This window comes from Adlercreutzia rubneri (genome assembly GCF_009755265.1).
GTDB classification, from domain to species: domain Bacteria; phylum Actinomycetota; class Coriobacteriia; order Coriobacteriales; family Eggerthellaceae; genus Adlercreutzia; species Adlercreutzia rubneri.
Map to the genome: position 1 here is coordinate 1 of NZ_WPOO01000016.1, position 14,183 is coordinate 14,183.

At 64.3% G+C, this 14,183-nt stretch carries 13 protein-coding genes; 1 reads left to right on the forward strand and 12 read right to left on the reverse strand.

Features of this window, described 5'->3' with window-relative positions; genetic code table 11:
- Positions 1-199: 199 nt before the first annotated feature.
- Both GO707_RS08995 and arcA read right to left on the reverse strand, forming a co-directional pair.
- The gene (locus tag GO707_RS08995; protein ID WP_114540475.1) at positions 200-1,801 is read right to left on the reverse strand and encodes a YfcC family protein; all 1,602 of its coding nucleotides are present in this window, start codon (positions 1,799-1,801) and stop codon (positions 200-202) included.
- A 69-nt stretch (positions 1,802-1,870) separates the two neighbouring features.
- Positions 1,871-3,094, reverse strand: a complete 1,224-nt coding sequence (gene arcA, locus GO707_RS09000; RefSeq protein WP_114540476.1) for an arginine deiminase — start codon at positions 3,092-3,094, stop codon at positions 1,871-1,873.
- 482 nt (positions 3,095-3,576) lie between these two features.
- On the opposite strand from arcA, the gene GO707_RS09005 reads away from it, so the two are divergent.
- Positions 3,577-4,542 (forward strand): helix-turn-helix transcriptional regulator, encoded by a 966-nt coding sequence (locus tag GO707_RS09005; RefSeq protein WP_114540477.1) that lies wholly within the window; start codon positions 3,577-3,579, stop codon positions 4,540-4,542.
- Positions 4,543-4,787: 245 nt separating this feature from the next.
- Here the strand turns inward: GO707_RS09005 and polA are convergent, their stop codons facing one another.
- From polA to GO707_RS09055, 10 genes are all read right to left on the reverse strand, one after another.
- Positions 4,788-7,415: a DNA polymerase I gene (gene polA, locus GO707_RS09010; protein ID WP_114540478.1), complete on the reverse strand. Its 2,628-nt coding sequence runs from the start codon at positions 7,413-7,415 to the stop codon at positions 4,788-4,790.
- A 17-nt stretch (positions 7,416-7,432) separates the two neighbouring features.
- Positions 7,433-8,107, reverse strand: coding sequence for a winged helix family transcriptional regulator (locus GO707_RS09015; protein ID WP_022740168.1), 675 nt, complete (start codon positions 8,105-8,107; stop codon positions 7,433-7,435).
- Position 8,108: 1 nt separating this feature from the next.
- Positions 8,109-9,452 carry a glutamine synthetase family protein gene (locus GO707_RS09020; protein WP_157012849.1) on the reverse strand — a complete coding sequence of 448 codons (1,344 nt, stop codon included), beginning with the start codon at positions 9,450-9,452 and terminating at the stop codon, positions 8,109-8,111.
- A gap of 152 nt (positions 9,453-9,604) precedes the next feature.
- Positions 9,605-10,087 carry a 50S ribosomal protein L31 gene (rpmE, locus tag GO707_RS09025; RefSeq protein ID WP_114540480.1) on the reverse strand — a complete coding sequence of 161 codons (483 nt, stop codon included), beginning with the start codon at positions 10,085-10,087 and terminating at the stop codon, positions 9,605-9,607.
- 167 nt (positions 10,088-10,254) lie between these two features.
- On the reverse strand, positions 10,255-10,635 hold the full coding sequence (locus GO707_RS09030; RefSeq protein ID WP_114540481.1) for a desulfoferrodoxin family protein: 381 nt from the start codon (positions 10,633-10,635) through the stop codon (positions 10,255-10,257).
- A 150-nt stretch (positions 10,636-10,785) separates the two neighbouring features.
- The gene (gene lgt / locus GO707_RS09035; RefSeq protein WP_114540482.1) at positions 10,786-11,637 is read right to left on the reverse strand and encodes a prolipoprotein diacylglyceryl transferase; all 852 of its coding nucleotides are present in this window, start codon (positions 11,635-11,637) and stop codon (positions 10,786-10,788) included.
- Complete coding sequence (locus GO707_RS09040; protein WP_114540483.1) at positions 11,637-11,867, reverse strand: CpXC domain-containing protein; 231 nt, start codon at positions 11,865-11,867, stop codon at positions 11,637-11,639. Before GO707_RS09040 ends, lgt begins: the two co-directional genes overlap by 1 nt.
- Before the next feature lie 155 nt (positions 11,868-12,022).
- Entirely contained in the window at positions 12,023-12,313 is a 291-nt protein-coding gene (locus tag GO707_RS09045; protein ID WP_114540484.1) for a hypothetical protein, read from the reverse strand.
- Between the two features lie 67 nt (positions 12,314-12,380).
- Positions 12,381-12,611, reverse strand: a complete 231-nt coding sequence (locus GO707_RS09050) for a NifU family protein (protein ID WP_114540485.1) — start codon at positions 12,609-12,611, stop codon at positions 12,381-12,383.
- Between the two features lie 59 nt (positions 12,612-12,670).
- Entirely contained in the window at positions 12,671-14,182 is a 1,512-nt protein-coding gene (locus GO707_RS09055; protein ID WP_114540486.1) for an LCP family protein, read from the reverse strand.
- Position 14,183 lies beyond the last annotated feature (1 nt).

Sequence of the window (14,183 nt, forward strand, 5' to 3'; positions counted from 1 at the left end):
GAACACCCGTATCGTATCCCGACTGGCGGCGTTTTGACGCAAGGGCGGAGCCTTCGACGCGCACCCGCATAGCGGGTGGTTTTTTGCCCGCCGCGCTTCGCGCGCCGTGCAGGCTCACGAGCCTGAAAACGAGGAGGGCGTCCCGCTAAAGGACGCCCTCCCGGAAGGATGACAGCCGGCAGGCTGTTATCAACGAATCTTAGGCCGCGCCGGGCAGGATGAGCATGGCGGCGGTAAGAATCACCATGCAAACCACCCCGAGCACGACGAACAGCTTGGCTCCGAACTTGAGCCAGGTCGAGTACTCGATCTTGGCCAGGGCCAAACCGCCCATGATAGCGCCGGAGGTCGGGGTGAACAGGTTCACGAGGCCGTTGCCGGCGGAGTAGATCATGACCATGGTCTCCACCGAGAAGTTCAGCTGGTGGGCCAGGCCGCCCATGATCGGAATAGACACGGTGGCCATGCCGGAGGAGGACGGGATCAGGAAGGACAGGACGATGTAGAGCAGGAAGGACAGCGGCGCGAAGATGATCGCCGACATGCCCGCGAGCGCGTTGGCGGCGTTCTCCAGGATCCACATGTCCAGGCCCGTGGAGGCCATGAGCACGGTGATGGAGCGAGCCAGCGCGATGATGAGCACGACCGACATCATGTCGGCGGCGCCGTTGATGAACGCCTTCACGAAGCGAGCCTCGGACACCCCGCCGATAAGGCCGATGACAAGCGCCATGAGCAGGAACCAGGTGGAGGCCTCGTCGAAGTACCAGCCGCCCAGGGGCACGCCGGTCAGGAACGAGGACCAAGCGGGCTGCACGGTCTCCTCGGAAACCGAGGTGGCCTCCACAGGAGCGGCCAGCTCGGTGGTGGTGCCGTTAGCCTCGTCGTAGGCCGTAATGAGTTCATCGCCGCTGATTGTGGTCGTGACCTCTTCGGTCACCTGACCGGCCTCGAAGATGTCCACGCCGAGATCGGTCCAGGGGATGAACGAGACGATCATGATGACGAAGGTCAGGCCGAAGACGATGAGCGACCACTTCTGGCGGCCGGTCATCTTGGCGGGGGCGGCGGCCTGGCCGTCGCCGGCCTCGACCTCGGACTCCTTCATGCCCCACTCGTTCATCATGTCCTGCTGCTCCTGCAACGACAGGAAGGTGGAGCCCTTGTCGGCCTTCACCTTCTTGGCGTAGCGCATCACGAAGATGATGGAGATGGTGATGGTGACGAGCCACAAAATGGCGCCAAGCGCGATGATGATGGCCTGGTTCACAGCAATGCCCACGCCGGAGAGCGCGTCGACGGCCACGCCGACGGCGAACGGGTTCACCGTGGAGCCCAGAACGCCGCAGCCGGCGCCGAGCAGCACCACGGCCGCGCCGGTCAGGCTGTCGAAGCCGGCGGCCACCATGGTGGCGGCGAGCAGCAGGTAGAAGGGCACGGTTTCCTCGCACATGCCGTAGGTGGTGCCGCCGATGGAGAAGATGAACATCAAAATAGGAATGAGCACGAGCTCGTTGCCCTTGAGCTTGTGAACCAGCGCGGCGATGCCGGCGTCAAGCGCGCCGGTCTCGGTAATGATGCCGAGGAAGCCGCCCAAGATCATGACGAACAGGCACACGCCGATGGCGTCTTGGAAGCCGAACACCGGCGCGGTGAGTACGCCGGAGAGCGTGGCGCCCTCGATGCCCTCCACGCCGCAAGCGGCCATGATGACGGTCACGACGGCGAGAACCACGAGGATGATCAGCAAGATGGTGAACGAAGAGAGGCTCGCGCGCTTCTTCTTTTTAGTATCAGCCATGGGAGTTTCTCCTTAAGGGAGAGGCGGCCGATAAGGGAGATCGGCCGCCGCAATGGATGGGAAGAGAGCCTAGATGGCCTCGCGCCAGGCCGGCATGGACATGCAGCGCGGGCCGCCACGGCCGCGGCTAAGCTCCGCGGACGGCATGACCAGGCAGTTGATGCCGTTCTTGTACAGCACGTCGTTGGTGACGTTGTTGCGCTGGTACACCACGACCGTGCCGGGGCGCACGCACAGCGTGTTGGAGCCGTCGTTCCACTGCTCGCGCTCGGCCGCGATGCGGTCGCCGCCGCCGCAGGGAATGAGCTTCACGGGCTGGCCGACGTACTCGGTCAGGATGGACTCCAGATCCTCGTCGCGCTCGCGGATCTTGGTGCCGCCGTTGCCGTCCGGGGTGATCTCGAAGACGGTCAAAGGTCCCATGATGCCGGGATGGATGGTGAACTTGTCGTAGTCGATCTGGGTGAACACGGTGTCCAGGTGCATGAAGGCGCGGGACACCGGGATGTTGAAGGCCAGGATGGTGTCGATGGTGGACGTCTCGTCGCCGAACACGTTGTGGGCCAGCTGGTCGATGGCGTCGGGCTCGGTGCGCTGCGAGATGCCGATGGCGAGCACGTGCTCGTTGATGTTCAGCACGTCGCCGCCCTCGATGTGGAAGGTGTTCTCGCGGCTGTAGTACTGCGGCACGTCCTTGAAATCCGGATGATAGTTGAAGATGTAGGAGCCGTAGATGGTCTCGCGGTTGCGCGTCTGGCTGTACATGCGGTTGATGCCCACGCCGTTGCCGATCATGTTGAACGGATCGCGGGTGAAGTACAGGTTCGGCATCGGGGCGCACACGAGCTTCGTGCGGTCGGACACCATGTCCACGAGCAGGTTGGTGTGCTGCTGCGGCAGCTCCTGCAGGTTGATACCGGCCATGGTCTTCATGACCATGTCCTTGGTGCCGGCGTACTCGCTATTGATGTAGTCCTTGATGATCTGGGTGTACAGATCGGTGCGGATGCCCGCCTCGTAGATCCACTGGTCGAGGAACTTCTCGCGCAGGGCCGGATCGGTGTCCAGGGCCTCGGCCATGAGGTCTTCCAGGTACACGACCTCGACGCCCTCCTCGCGCAGAATTCCGGCGAAGGCGTCGTGCTCGGCCTGGGCGACCTCCAAAAACGGGATGTCGTCGAACAGCAGCTCCTCCAGCGTGTTCGGGGTGAGATTCAAAAGCTCGTTCCCCGGGCGATGAAGGATAACCTTCTTGAGGTTGCCGATCTCGCTCTTGACGTTTACTCCTTGCATGTGACTCTCCGATCTGGCGCGTCCGCGCCACTCGATTGCCGGCTGCCGCGGTTTCCCTCCACGGCCACGCGAGTCCCGAAGGAACTGGCTCGCGATTTCATGAATCCAATGTGCAGGAACTATGAAGTTTGCGAAAGGTCTAAACCAGTTGTAGCTCGGCCCCATCAGCCAAACGCTTTCCTACGGGTTTCTTCTACAACCAATCTAAACCGCAGGTCACTTACGCTTTTTAAAAACTCTGATTATTGACTTTTCGTCAGGTAATTAAGCGCTGTTACCGTTTCGTAAGCTTTCTGCTCAAGAGTTTTCGCCCGGGCGCGTCTCCACAACTCTCCTTCGAGCGACGCATTCGGGGAACGCAGAGCGCCATCCAGGCCCCCATCGCTCTCGACGGCTTCCCCCGACCCTCGAAATTCCCCGCGAAGCGATATAATGAGCTTAAAAAGAGGGTTTGATGCAGGCTGGCTGGAACGAAGGGGTCTATGGGACTGGCGATTTTCTACGAGACGCTCTTGGTTATTCTCGTCTCGGCACTGACGGCGGCAGTGTGTCTTTCCTCGTATTTGGTGACGAAGCGGAAAACGATGCTGTTCGCCTGCATCGCGTTCATGTTCTACTTCTTCGACGTGGCCTCCATCCTGCAGGACGACTATGCGGCGCGCGAGCTGGCCTCGGGGCTGACCCAGGAGTACTATTTCATCCGCTCGCTCTACACGATGGTCACCGGAGCCGGCTTTCTCGGCGCCTTCTGGTTCATGGTCTGCGAGTACATCGGCGAGTGCCGTCGCAGCATCCGCATCACGCCCATCGTCGTTTATGCCGCCCTTTCGCTGATCCTGCTCGCCATCTCCGGCGAGAGCAAGGTGCTGAGGTTCTGCTATTACAGCTGCCGCGCCGCCTTCATGTTCTGGATCCTGGCCTATGGCGCCGTTCACTACCTGCGTACGAAAGACCAGGTCGAGCGGCAACGACTTGGGCGCTACAAGAACCATTGCGTCGCTCTCGCCCTGCTCGGAATGGTCATGGTGGCCGAGGACGCGCTGTTCTTCCTCGTGCTGTCCACCGACACAATCACCTTGGGGCCAATCACGCTGTCAGCGGAGCGCAACTACGCCGAGAACGTGCTCATGATGGTCTGCGCGGCTATGACCTGCTGGTTCGCCCTGCGCCAGCTGAACATTCACTCGAACACGTCGCCCGTGGTGGACGACACCCTGCGCTACCGCCAGACCGCCGAGGATCTGCTCGTCTACGCCAAGCGCCACCAGCTGACGGCCCGCGAGCAGGAGGTGCTCGACTACATCCTGCGCGATCAGGACAACCAGAACATCGCCTCGTCGATGTCGCTCTCCCCTTCCACCGTGAAGGTGCACGTGCACAACATCCTGCAGAAGACGGGGCACGCCAACCGCCAAGAGCTCGTCCAGGATTTTTGGAAGACGGTGTAGGGGCTCCTCCGGATGGGAGGTCGGGAAGAGGTATTCCCAGCCCGCTGCGCGCTTTATCCCCTTTCGAACGCGGCAAAAGAAATAGCGAAAGGAACGCACATCAGTCGGTACCATCCCCGCATCGCTGCTGCTGAAGTGGAAGCTATTTCTTAACGGCCGCGTTCTACAGGGGGCGCGCAGAGGTCTGGGAATACCTCTTCCCGACCTCCCAGCGCATGGCTCACTCAGCTGACTTGGTCGACTCGCTAGTGCGCCTCGGCCCAGGTGGGGCCCCAGCTGACATCGGCGATGAGGGGTACCTTCAGCTCGACGACGCCCTCCATGACCTCTTTCACCATGGCGGCCAACCGCTCCACTTCCCCAGCCGGCACCGAGAAGTCCAGCTCGTCGTGCACCTGGATCATGAGCTGGGCCGCAAAGCCCTCGGACAAAAGCCGGCGCTGCACCTCGTTCATAGCCATCTTGATGATGTCGGCGGCGCTGCCCTGCATGGGGTGGTTCATGGCCGTGCGCTCGCCGAAGGCGCGCTGCTGGCCGTTGGAGCTCTTCAGTTCGGGAATGTGGCGCTTGCGGCCGAGCATGGTCTCGGCGAAACCGCGCTCCTTCGCCTCGGCGACGGTCTCGTCCAAGTAAGTGCGCACGCCGGGGTACGCCTCGAAGTAGCGGTCGATCATCTCGCGGGCCTCGGCCACGGGGATGTCCAGCGTCTGGGAGAGCCCAAAGGCCTGCTGGCCGTAGACGATGCCGAAGTTCACCGCTTTGGCGCGGCTGCGCAGCTCCGGCGTCACCGCCTCCACCGGCAGACCGAAGACGCGAGAGGCCGTGGAGGCGTGGAAATCCGCCCCGGAGTTGAATGCCGCCACCAAGTGCTCGTCGCCGGACAGATGCGCGAGCAGGCGCAGCTCGATCTGCGAGTAGTCCGCCGACAGGAACAGCTCGCCCGCCCGCAGCGGCACGAAGCAACTGCGGATCTGGCGGCCGAACTCGGTGCGCACGGGAATGTTCTGCAGGTTCGGGTCGGATGAGGACAGGCGCCCGGTCGTGGTGACCGTCTCGTTGAACTGGGTGTGCACGCGGCCGTCGGCGGCCCGCATGCGGGGCAGGGCGTCGATGTAGGTGTTCTTGATCTTCGAGAACTCGCGGTAGCGCAGGATGAGGTCGGGCAACGGATGGATGGCCGACAGCTCCGTGAGCACCTTGGCGTCGGTGGAGTACCCGCGCTGGTTCTTCTTCACCGGGGGCAGTTCCAGTACCTCGAAGAGGATGTGGGCCAGCTGCTTGGGGGAACTCAAGTTGAAGGGCTCCCCGGCCAGCTCGTAAATCTGGGCCGTGAGACCGTCCACCTCGGCCTGGGCCTCGCGCCCCAGCGCCTCCAGACGCTCCACGTCGATGGCGGCGCCCACGCGCTCCATGACGGCGAGCACCCCCACGAGCGGCAAGTCGATGTCGGCATAGGCGTCCCAGCTGCCGTCCTTCTTCAGCGCCTCTTCCAAGAGCCCCTTCAGCAGTCGGGCCGCCGTGGCGCGGATGGCCGCGCGCTCGGCGTCGGTTTCGGCCTCGGGCAGCGTGGAGGCGGCCAGGACCTCCATGAGCGAGTCGTAGGTGTAGGCGGAAAGCGACGAGTTCAGCACGTAGCCCGCCACGGACAGGTCGAAGCCGTCGGCAGAGAGCACCTCCCCATCGCTCACGAGAGCCGGCTCGGCGGTGTCGGCCGGGTACACCCGGTGCAGCTCGGCCTTTACGTCCAGGGCCACGAAGGAGCCCTCGCGCACCACCTGGGCAAGCAGCGCCAGCGCCGCGTCGCCGACAGCGATCACCGTCGCCTTATCGGTGGCAAACGCGCCACAGGCCCCCTCGTCGAACAGCGACACCTGCTCGGGATCGACGAAGGCGACGCCGATGGTCTCCCCGGCCGCCACGGCCCGGGCGACTTCCGCCGCACCCGCATCCCCTTCGAGCATCGGGGCCACTTCCAGCTTCGCCTCCCGCGAGGGCGGCTCGGCGTCGATCATGGCCAGCACTCGGGCCAGAGGACTCGCCAGCTGGTACTTGCCGAAGGTCTCCTCCACGTCCGCCGCATCGAAGGCGGGGAAGCTCACCGACTCCAGATCGAGGGGGAAGTCCAGATCGGTCACGATGGTCGCGATCTCGCGGGACAGAAACGCCGTCTCGCGGTTGTTCTCGATGTTCTCCTTCTGCTTGCCCTTGAGCTCCCCCACATGCTCGTAGATGCCCTCCATGGAACCGTAGGTCTGCAAAAGCTTCGTGGCGGTCTTCGGCCCGATGCCGGGCACGCCGGGGATGTTGTCGGAACTGTCGCCCATAAGGCCCAGATAGTCGATGAATTGCGCCGGTGTCACGCCGTAGCGCTCCTCCACCTCGGCCGGGCCGTTAATGGTGACGTCGGTGATGCCTTTCTTCGTGGTCACGATGCGCGTCAGCTCGCTCGCCAGCTGGTAGGCGTCCTTGTCGCCGGTGACGAGCAAGGTCTCGTATCCCAACGCCTCATCGCGGGCGGCAATGGTGCCCAGAATGTCGTCGCCCTCCCAGCCGGGCACCTTCACCACGGGGATGGCCATGGACTCGAGCAGCTCCTGAATGACGGGGAACTGCACGTGCAGCTCCTCGTCCATGGGCGGCCGCTGCGCCTTGTACTGGGCCATGGCCTCGATGCGGTGCACCGGCTTGCCGGCGTCGAAGGCGCACACCACCGCGTCCGGCGAGGCCATCTCGATGAACTTGCAGAGCATGGTGAGGAAGCCGAAGACGGCGTTGGTGGGGGTGCCGTCCTTGGCGGTCATGGGCGTCTGCACCGCATGGTAGGCGCGATGCATGAGCGAGTTTCCGTCGATGACGGCGATCTTTTTTGACATTTCGAGCCTTTCGGGTCTTAGGCGTTCCACAAATAGCCGACGCCGCGCACCGTTTCCAGGCGTTGGGCGAGCTCCGGGCCGAGCTTGGCGCGCACCCGGCGCACGTGCACGTCCACGGTGCGGCTGCCGCCGTAGTAGTCGAAGCCCCATACGCGGCGCAGCAGCGCGTCACGGGAGTAGGTGCGGCCCGGGTGAGTGACGAGGAAGGCGAGCAGGGCGTATTCCAAATAGGTGAGGTCCACCGGCTCGCCGCCGACCTTCACCTGGTAGGTGGCCAGGTTCACGGTCATGTTGTCCACGGTGATGTAGTCGGCCGAACTGCCCTCGTTGCCGGGCCACAGCAGCTGGCGGATGCGGGTGGCGCACTCGGCGGCGCTCGCCCCGTGCACGACGAAGTCGGCCTTGCAGGACACCGGCAGGCGGAACTGGGCGAGCTGGTCCTCGTTCACGATGACGAGCATGGCGGTGGCGCCTTCCTCGGCAAGCGCCGCCTCAACGGAGGCCACTGTGCCCAGAGCGTCGCCCCGCGCCTCGTAGATGACCAGATCGTGGCTCGGGTGCGCCGCGAGCAGCTTCTTGAACTGAACCGACGAGCCGGCCGCCACGTCCACGTCCAGCTTCGAGAGCACCTGCTGGAACTTGTGGGCGTTATCGAGGCTGTCCGCGATGAAGATTACCGTTTTGCGCTGCATGCTACAACACCGCCAAATTGCGCTCGAGCTCCCACGCGGTCACGATGCCCTGGTAGGCCTCCCATTCCTCGCGCTTGGTGCGCACGAGGTAATCGTGGATGTGCTCGCCCAAGGTCTCGCGCATAAGGCGGCTTTCCGCGAAGCGCTCCACGGCCTCGCCGAGGGATTCCGGCAAGGTCTCGATGCCCCGCGCCCGATGCTCGTAGCGCGTGCAGCCGATGGGCGCGGCCTCGTCGGCGGGGGGCATGAGCTCAAGCCCCTCCTCGATGCCCGCCAGCCCCGCGGCCAGCATGACGGCGAAGGCCAGATAGGGGTTCGCCGCCGGGTCGGGGCTGCGCAGCTCCACCCGACAGGCCGACTCGCTGTTCGGGCGATAGCCTGGGATGCGCACCAAGGTCGAGCGGTTGCGCGCGCCCCAGCTGATGCAGGTGGGTGCCTCACCTCCCGGCTGCAGGCGCTTGTAGGAGTTCACGTACTGGTTCGTGACCAGGGTGTACTCGGGCGCGTACTTCAGAAGGCCGGCGATATAGCTCTTCGCCGTGGCCGACAGGTTGTAGCCCGACGGATCGTCCGGGTCGAAGAACACGTTGTTGCCCGAGCGGTCCATGAGGCTCTGGTGCACATGCATGCCGTTGCCGGGCGCGTCCGCCATGGGCTTGGGCATGAAGGAGGCGTACACCCCGTGCTTCATGGCGATTTCCTTCACCACCTGCTTGTAGGTCATGACAGCATCGGCCATGGAGAGCGCATCGGCGTAGCGCAAGTCGATCTCGTGCTGGGAGGGACCCTTCTCATGGTGGGAGTACTCCACGGGAATGCCCATCTTCTCCAGGGTGAGCACCGTGTCGCGGCGCAAGTCGGAGGCGGAATCGAGCGACGTCAGATCGAAATAGCTGCCGTGGTCGAGCACCTGGGTGCCCTCGGCGTCCTTGAAGTAGAAGTACTCCAGCTCGGGCCCCACGATGAACGAGTAGCCGGCCTCGGCGGCCCGACGCACTACGCGCTCCAGCACATGGCGCGAATCTCCCGCGTAGGGTTCCCCTTCCGGCGTGCGGATGTCGCAGATCATGCGGGCCACGGCGTTGGCCTGGGGGCGCCAGGGCAGGATCTCGAAGGTGGAGGGGTCGGGAAAGGCCAGCATATCCGACTCCTGCGCCGCCGAGAACCCCTCGATGCAGCTGGCGTCGAAGCCCATGCCCTCCTCGAAGGCGCTCTCCAGCTCGCCGGGCACCACCGCGAAGGACTTCATGTTGCCCAAAACGTCGGTGAACCAGAACCGAACGAAATGCACATCCCTGCTCTCCACCGTTTTCAGGACGAAGTCCTGCTCCGGATTCGCAACCATCTCTACTCCCATCGGTCGCGTTACATTCAACCTTCAGCATTATAAAACCGCGCCCGCTCCCCCATGCGGGAATTCACAGGACGGTAAAAGAAAAGACCCGCCGCACACAGGGGGTGCAAGCGGGTCTTGCGTTCACCGAATGCGATGACGGGCTACTCGGCGGCCTCCACGGCCTCGGTCACCTCGGCGTCGGTCAGCTCCACGCCGGGAGCCTCCTCGGCGGTGCCGGCGGCAGCGGCGTCCTCCATGTTCTGGACCTCTTCCATGGCCTCGGCGCGGGCGGCCTCCTCGGCGGCCTTGGCAGCGTAAGCGGCGGCGCGCTCAGCCTTGGCAGCGGCCTTGGCCTCGCGCTCGGCCTTCTTGGCGGCCTCGCGCTCGGCGATCTGGGCGGCGCGCTCGGCCTTCTTAGCGGCCTCGCGCTCGGCCACGACGTCCTTAGCGGCGCCGAAGCGGTCGGCAAAGCGCTGGACGCGTCCACCGGTGTCGATGAGCTTCTGGGTGCCGGTGTAGAAGGGGTGGCAGGCGTTGCAGATGTCGATCTTCAGCTCGGGCTTGGTGGAGCGGGTGGTGAAGGTGTTGCCGCAGCTGCACTTCACGACGCAGTCCACGTACTCCGGATGAATACCTTGCTTCATTGGGTTCTCCTAACTTCCTTGGTTTCCGACCAAGGGGCCGAATGCGGCTTGGTTTCCGACCAAGCCCTGAGACAAGCTTGTCTATATTAGCACCGTTTTCCCCGAATGCAAGAAAAAAAGACCCGCGCAACACGGGTCTTTCTCATTTCGCTCCGCGAGCGGGCGCTTTAGATCTCGGTCACCCACAAACCGTGGAGGTTGCAGTGCTCGTAGACCTTGAGCGGCGTCTCGCCCTCGGCGACGACGAACTCAGCGTGGGGGGCATCGCCCGGGGCGAGCGGGTGGATCTGGTAGCCCTTGTCGGTCACCAGGCAGATGAACTGGATCCAGTGCTCCTCCAGCATGGGATGATCCACCGAACCCACGTTCACGATGACCTTGTTGCCCTCGACCTCGACGGCGGGCACGTGCTTCTCCAGGGCGGCGTCCTGAGAGTCGGCGACCAGCTCGACCATCTTCTCGCCGCAGCACACCAGCGGCACGCCCGCGTCGAAGACCTTAACGGCAATGTTGCCGCAATGCATGCACTTGTAGAATTTCACGTCCATGTTCTACCTCATATCTCTTGTAGCTGCTCGTTACAAAGAGCCGCAGACGCGCTGTCCGCAGCCTTGAAATATTGTACTGGAAGGAGCGCCGCCCTAATTTCCGCAGCGCCGGGTGACACCACGTCGTTACAAGAAAACCCGATGGAGCGCCTAAGCCGCCTCGCCAGGAACAGACGGCGGCTGAATCTCCTGCGGCCCAACCTGGGGATGCCGCGTCCTCGCTGCCCAGATGAGCAGCGCGATGCCGGCCACAATGAGCGGCGCCGAGAGCACTTGGCCCATAGTGAGCCAACCGCCCCACAGGTATCCCAATTGCACGTCGGGCTCGCGCACGAACTCGATGAGGAAGCGGAAGATGCCGTAGAGCACCAGAAATGCGCCGAGGAAGGTGCCCTGGGGCCTCGGCGGCCGCTTGCGCGAGAGCGCGAACAGGACGCAGAAGATGACGAGTCCCTCCAGCACCGCCTCGTAGAGCTGGCTGGGATGACGCGGCATCATGCCGGCCGCCCCGCCGAACACGACGCCAAGGGGCCCGTCGGTGGGCGCGCCCCACAGCTCGCCGTTCACAAAGTTGGCGCAGCGGCCGAAGAACAGGCCCACCGGTGCGGCAATGGAGCCCAGATCGGCCAACGCGAGAAACGGGATACGCGTTATACGGGCAGCTACGGCGCCGCCGATGAGCAACCCCACGAGACCGCCATGGAAGCTCATGCCCCCCTGGTTGAACGCAAGGATCTCCAGCGGATGGGACAGGTAGTAGCCGTCGCCGTAGAACAGCACGTATCCGATGCGCGCACCCAGCACCACGCCGACGATGGCGCAGACCATGAGCGTGAGCAGGTTGTCCTCGCTCATGCCGAGCTTCCAGCGCTTCGCTACGAAGTAGATGATGGCGGCGGCGCAGACGAACCCGAGCACGTAGGCCAGGCCGTACCAGCGCACCACCAGAGGCCCCAGCGAGAAGGCAATGGGGTCAAGCCCCTGATAAATGTCGTTCAGCATTACGATGTTCCCTCATGGGCGCCCATGCCGGCGCCCAGCTCGATGGCGGCAAATACAACTTCCTCCCGCAACTCGGGCGGAATGGTCAGAAGCGCCGAGATGCGGGCGGCGCAATGGGGACAGGTCAGCGTGAACAGCGCCAGATCGGCGCGCAGGGCCATGAGCGAGTCGTAAGCGCGCACGTCGAGGTCATCGGCCCCGCAGGCCGGACAGGTCACCTTCGCTTTCACTGCTCTCACCGCCTTCGCTCACGCTTGAACCTTTGCCGAACTGCATTGTAGCAGAGCCCCTCGACAATCACGCAAAAGCAAGCCCTCTCACCCAACTGCCTTCTCGGTCTTTGCAAAAAGTCGAGAGAAAATGGTCACAAAATCTGTGTCGAGTCCTAAAGCAGGAACCGGTTGCGACCGCTGAATTTGTCGCGCGTGCACGTTTCCGGGTCGATGTCCGGCCCATTCACAAGGAAGTGCTCGCAGAAGCGACACACCTGCTTGACAGCCGCGTCGTAATCGCGGTTCGGATTTAAGAGCACTCCGAAGTCCTCGCACACCACATGAGTCGGACGGTGGCACGCCGCGTAATGGCAGTCCGCCGGGCACGGCTCCCCCGGCACGTTGTGCGGACAGCGCCCCTGCATCTCGTCATCGCACCCGCGACGGCTCCAGCATCCTTCCATACACCAGCCTCTCTCGTAAAAAAGCGGGCCCCGAAGAGCCCGCACGCATTCCCGAACTCGTTGCCGCCTATTGGGCCGGCACCACGGAGGTAACGCCGGGCACGCGCTCCTTCAGGATGCGCTCGACGCCATTGGCGAGCGTCATCTGGGACATGGGGCAGCCCTTGCAGGCACCCTGCAGCTCCACCGTGACGACGCCGTCGTCGGACACGTCCACCAGCTGCACGTCGCCGCCGTCGGCCTGCAGGCTCGGGCGGATCAGCTCCAGCACCGCGGCCACATCGGACTTCTCAACCATGAGTCACTCCTATCGTGAGAGGTTTCCTATATCGGCCAGCATCATAACACAGAGGGCGCCTAGCCGATCCAGTCGGTGCCGATGATCACCAAAACGTTGGTGTCGAAGGCATAGAAGTCACCGCCGTTCACCACCCGTCCCGCGGACAGGTCGCTCACGATGGCCTTGGCGGCGATTTCGAAGGCCTCGTCCTTGTAGATGACGAGCGTCTCGGGGTACACCGTGCCATCGTCCACGTTGCCGACGGATTTCACGTCGTAGCCCGCCGAGGTCAGAAGCTCGCCGCAACGGGCCGCCGCGCCCTGGATGCCGCTGCCGTTGCGCACCTCCACGGTGACGAGGCTGCGGTCGACATTGGCGAGGTTGCCCTCGAAACTCTCCGGCGAATTCCCCGCGTTCACCGCTTCCATCATCGCGGCGAGATCCTCGTCGGACACCTCGTAGGTCTCCTCGCCCTCGTCGGAGGTCGTGAGGCGCCCGGGAACCACGGCAGCGTACACCGTCGCCTCGGTGAGGGGGCTGAGAGCATCGCCCAAGGAAATGAGCTGGCCGCTCGTCCAGTCCGTGGAGACGAAGGGCGCGCCGTCGGCTATCACGCTCGGGAAGGAAAGGCCCTCGCCCGAGGTGGCGCGCTCGGCCAGGTTCACCGTGAACAGGGCCCGCATCTTCGCCTGCATTCCCATTGCATCGCTGTAGTTGGCCGCTCGCAAAAGCGTGAGCGCCTGGGCGCCGTCAAGCGTCTGGGAGCCGGCGGCCAGCACGTGAATGCCGGCCCGGGGGTCGTCCACCTCCTCGGACAGCTCCACCGGCACGCCTCCCACCAGATCAACCAGGGAGGCGAGGCCTTCGGCATCGGTGGAGGCAAAGTGGGCGAACTGAACCCCGAGCAGCGAACCGGCGGCCCGGAGAAGCTCCGCGTCGCCGCCAACCGACGTGGCGTCGCGGAGGGCGTGGCGCTCGCCGTCGGAAAGCTCCACGGACACCGAGGGCGGCAGCGAGATGAACGTAAGCGTGCGGGCGCCCTCGTCGATGCGCACGGCCAGGTAGGCCGCGTCAGATGCGGAGGGAGCTGCCGTGTTCTTGGCGAGATCGGCGGAGAGCAGCGCGTAATAGGGCGCTCCCTCCTCGGGAGCCGTCAGCGCCTCTTTGGCGTTCGAGTCGCCCAAGGACAGCTGGGAGTCGGACCAGGCGAAGAACGCCGCCGTGCCCGCCACGGCGGCCACCACGACTACGAGCAGGGCAACCGCCCCGAAGAAGATCATCTTGCGGCGGCGCCCCTTGGCCTGAATCTCCTCGGCGTAGCTGCGCCGGGCGCGGCGCCGAGCGTAATCGGAGTCGCTCTCGCCGCTCGTAGCGCCCACGTCCACCTGGTCCACCATGCCGCGGTCAGCTCGGCGGCTGCGGCGTCCGTCGGAGAAGTCGACGCGGGCCGGACGGTCGGCGCCGGCAGCGTGGCGCCCCCGAGCGGAGGAGCCGCGTTCCACATGGGAGCCGATCATGGAATCGTTCACGCGTCGGGAGACGCGACGGGTCTGGGAGGCCGAAGGGGCCTTTTTGCCGTGCAGTGCCATG

Bases quoted from the DNA above. Each gene is read 5' to 3' on its own strand.
- arcA (WP_114540476.1), bottom strand. From the start codon at position 3,094: ATGCAAGGAGTAAACGTCAAGAGCGAGATCGGCAACCTCAAGAAGGTT.
- polA (WP_114540478.1), bottom strand. From the start codon at position 7,415: ATGTCAAAAAAGATCGCCGTCATCGACGGAAACTCGCTCATGCATCGC.
- GO707_RS09045 (WP_114540484.1), bottom strand. From the start codon at position 12,313: ATGGAAGGATGCTGGAGCCGTCGCGGGTGCGATGACGAGATGCAGGGG.
- GO707_RS09050 (WP_114540485.1), bottom strand. From the start codon at position 12,611: ATGGTTGAGAAGTCCGATGTGGCCGCGGTGCTGGAGCTGATCCGCCCG.
- lgt (WP_114540482.1), bottom strand. From the start codon at position 11,637: ATGCTGAACGACATTTATCAGGGGCTTGACCCCATTGCCTTCTCGCTG.
- GO707_RS09005 (WP_114540477.1), top strand. From the start codon at position 3,577: ATGGGACTGGCGATTTTCTACGAGACGCTCTTGGTTATTCTCGTCTCG.
- GO707_RS09055 (WP_114540486.1), bottom strand. From the start codon at position 14,182: ATGGCACTGCACGGCAAAAAGGCCCCTTCGGCCTCCCAGACCCGTCGC.
- GO707_RS09015 (WP_022740168.1), bottom strand. From the start codon at position 8,107: ATGCAGCGCAAAACGGTAATCTTCATCGCGGACAGCCTCGATAACGCC.
- rpmE (WP_114540480.1), bottom strand. From the start codon at position 10,087: ATGAAGCAAGGTATTCATCCGGAGTACGTGGACTGCGTCGTGAAGTGC.
- GO707_RS09030 (WP_114540481.1), bottom strand. From the start codon at position 10,635: ATGGACGTGAAATTCTACAAGTGCATGCATTGCGGCAACATTGCCGTT.
- GO707_RS09020 (WP_157012849.1), bottom strand. From the start codon at position 9,452: ATGGTTGCGAATCCGGAGCAGGACTTCGTCCTGAAAACGGTGGAGAGC.
- GO707_RS08995 (WP_114540475.1), bottom strand. From the start codon at position 1,801: ATGGCTGATACTAAAAAGAAGAAGCGCGCGAGCCTCTCTTCGTTCACC.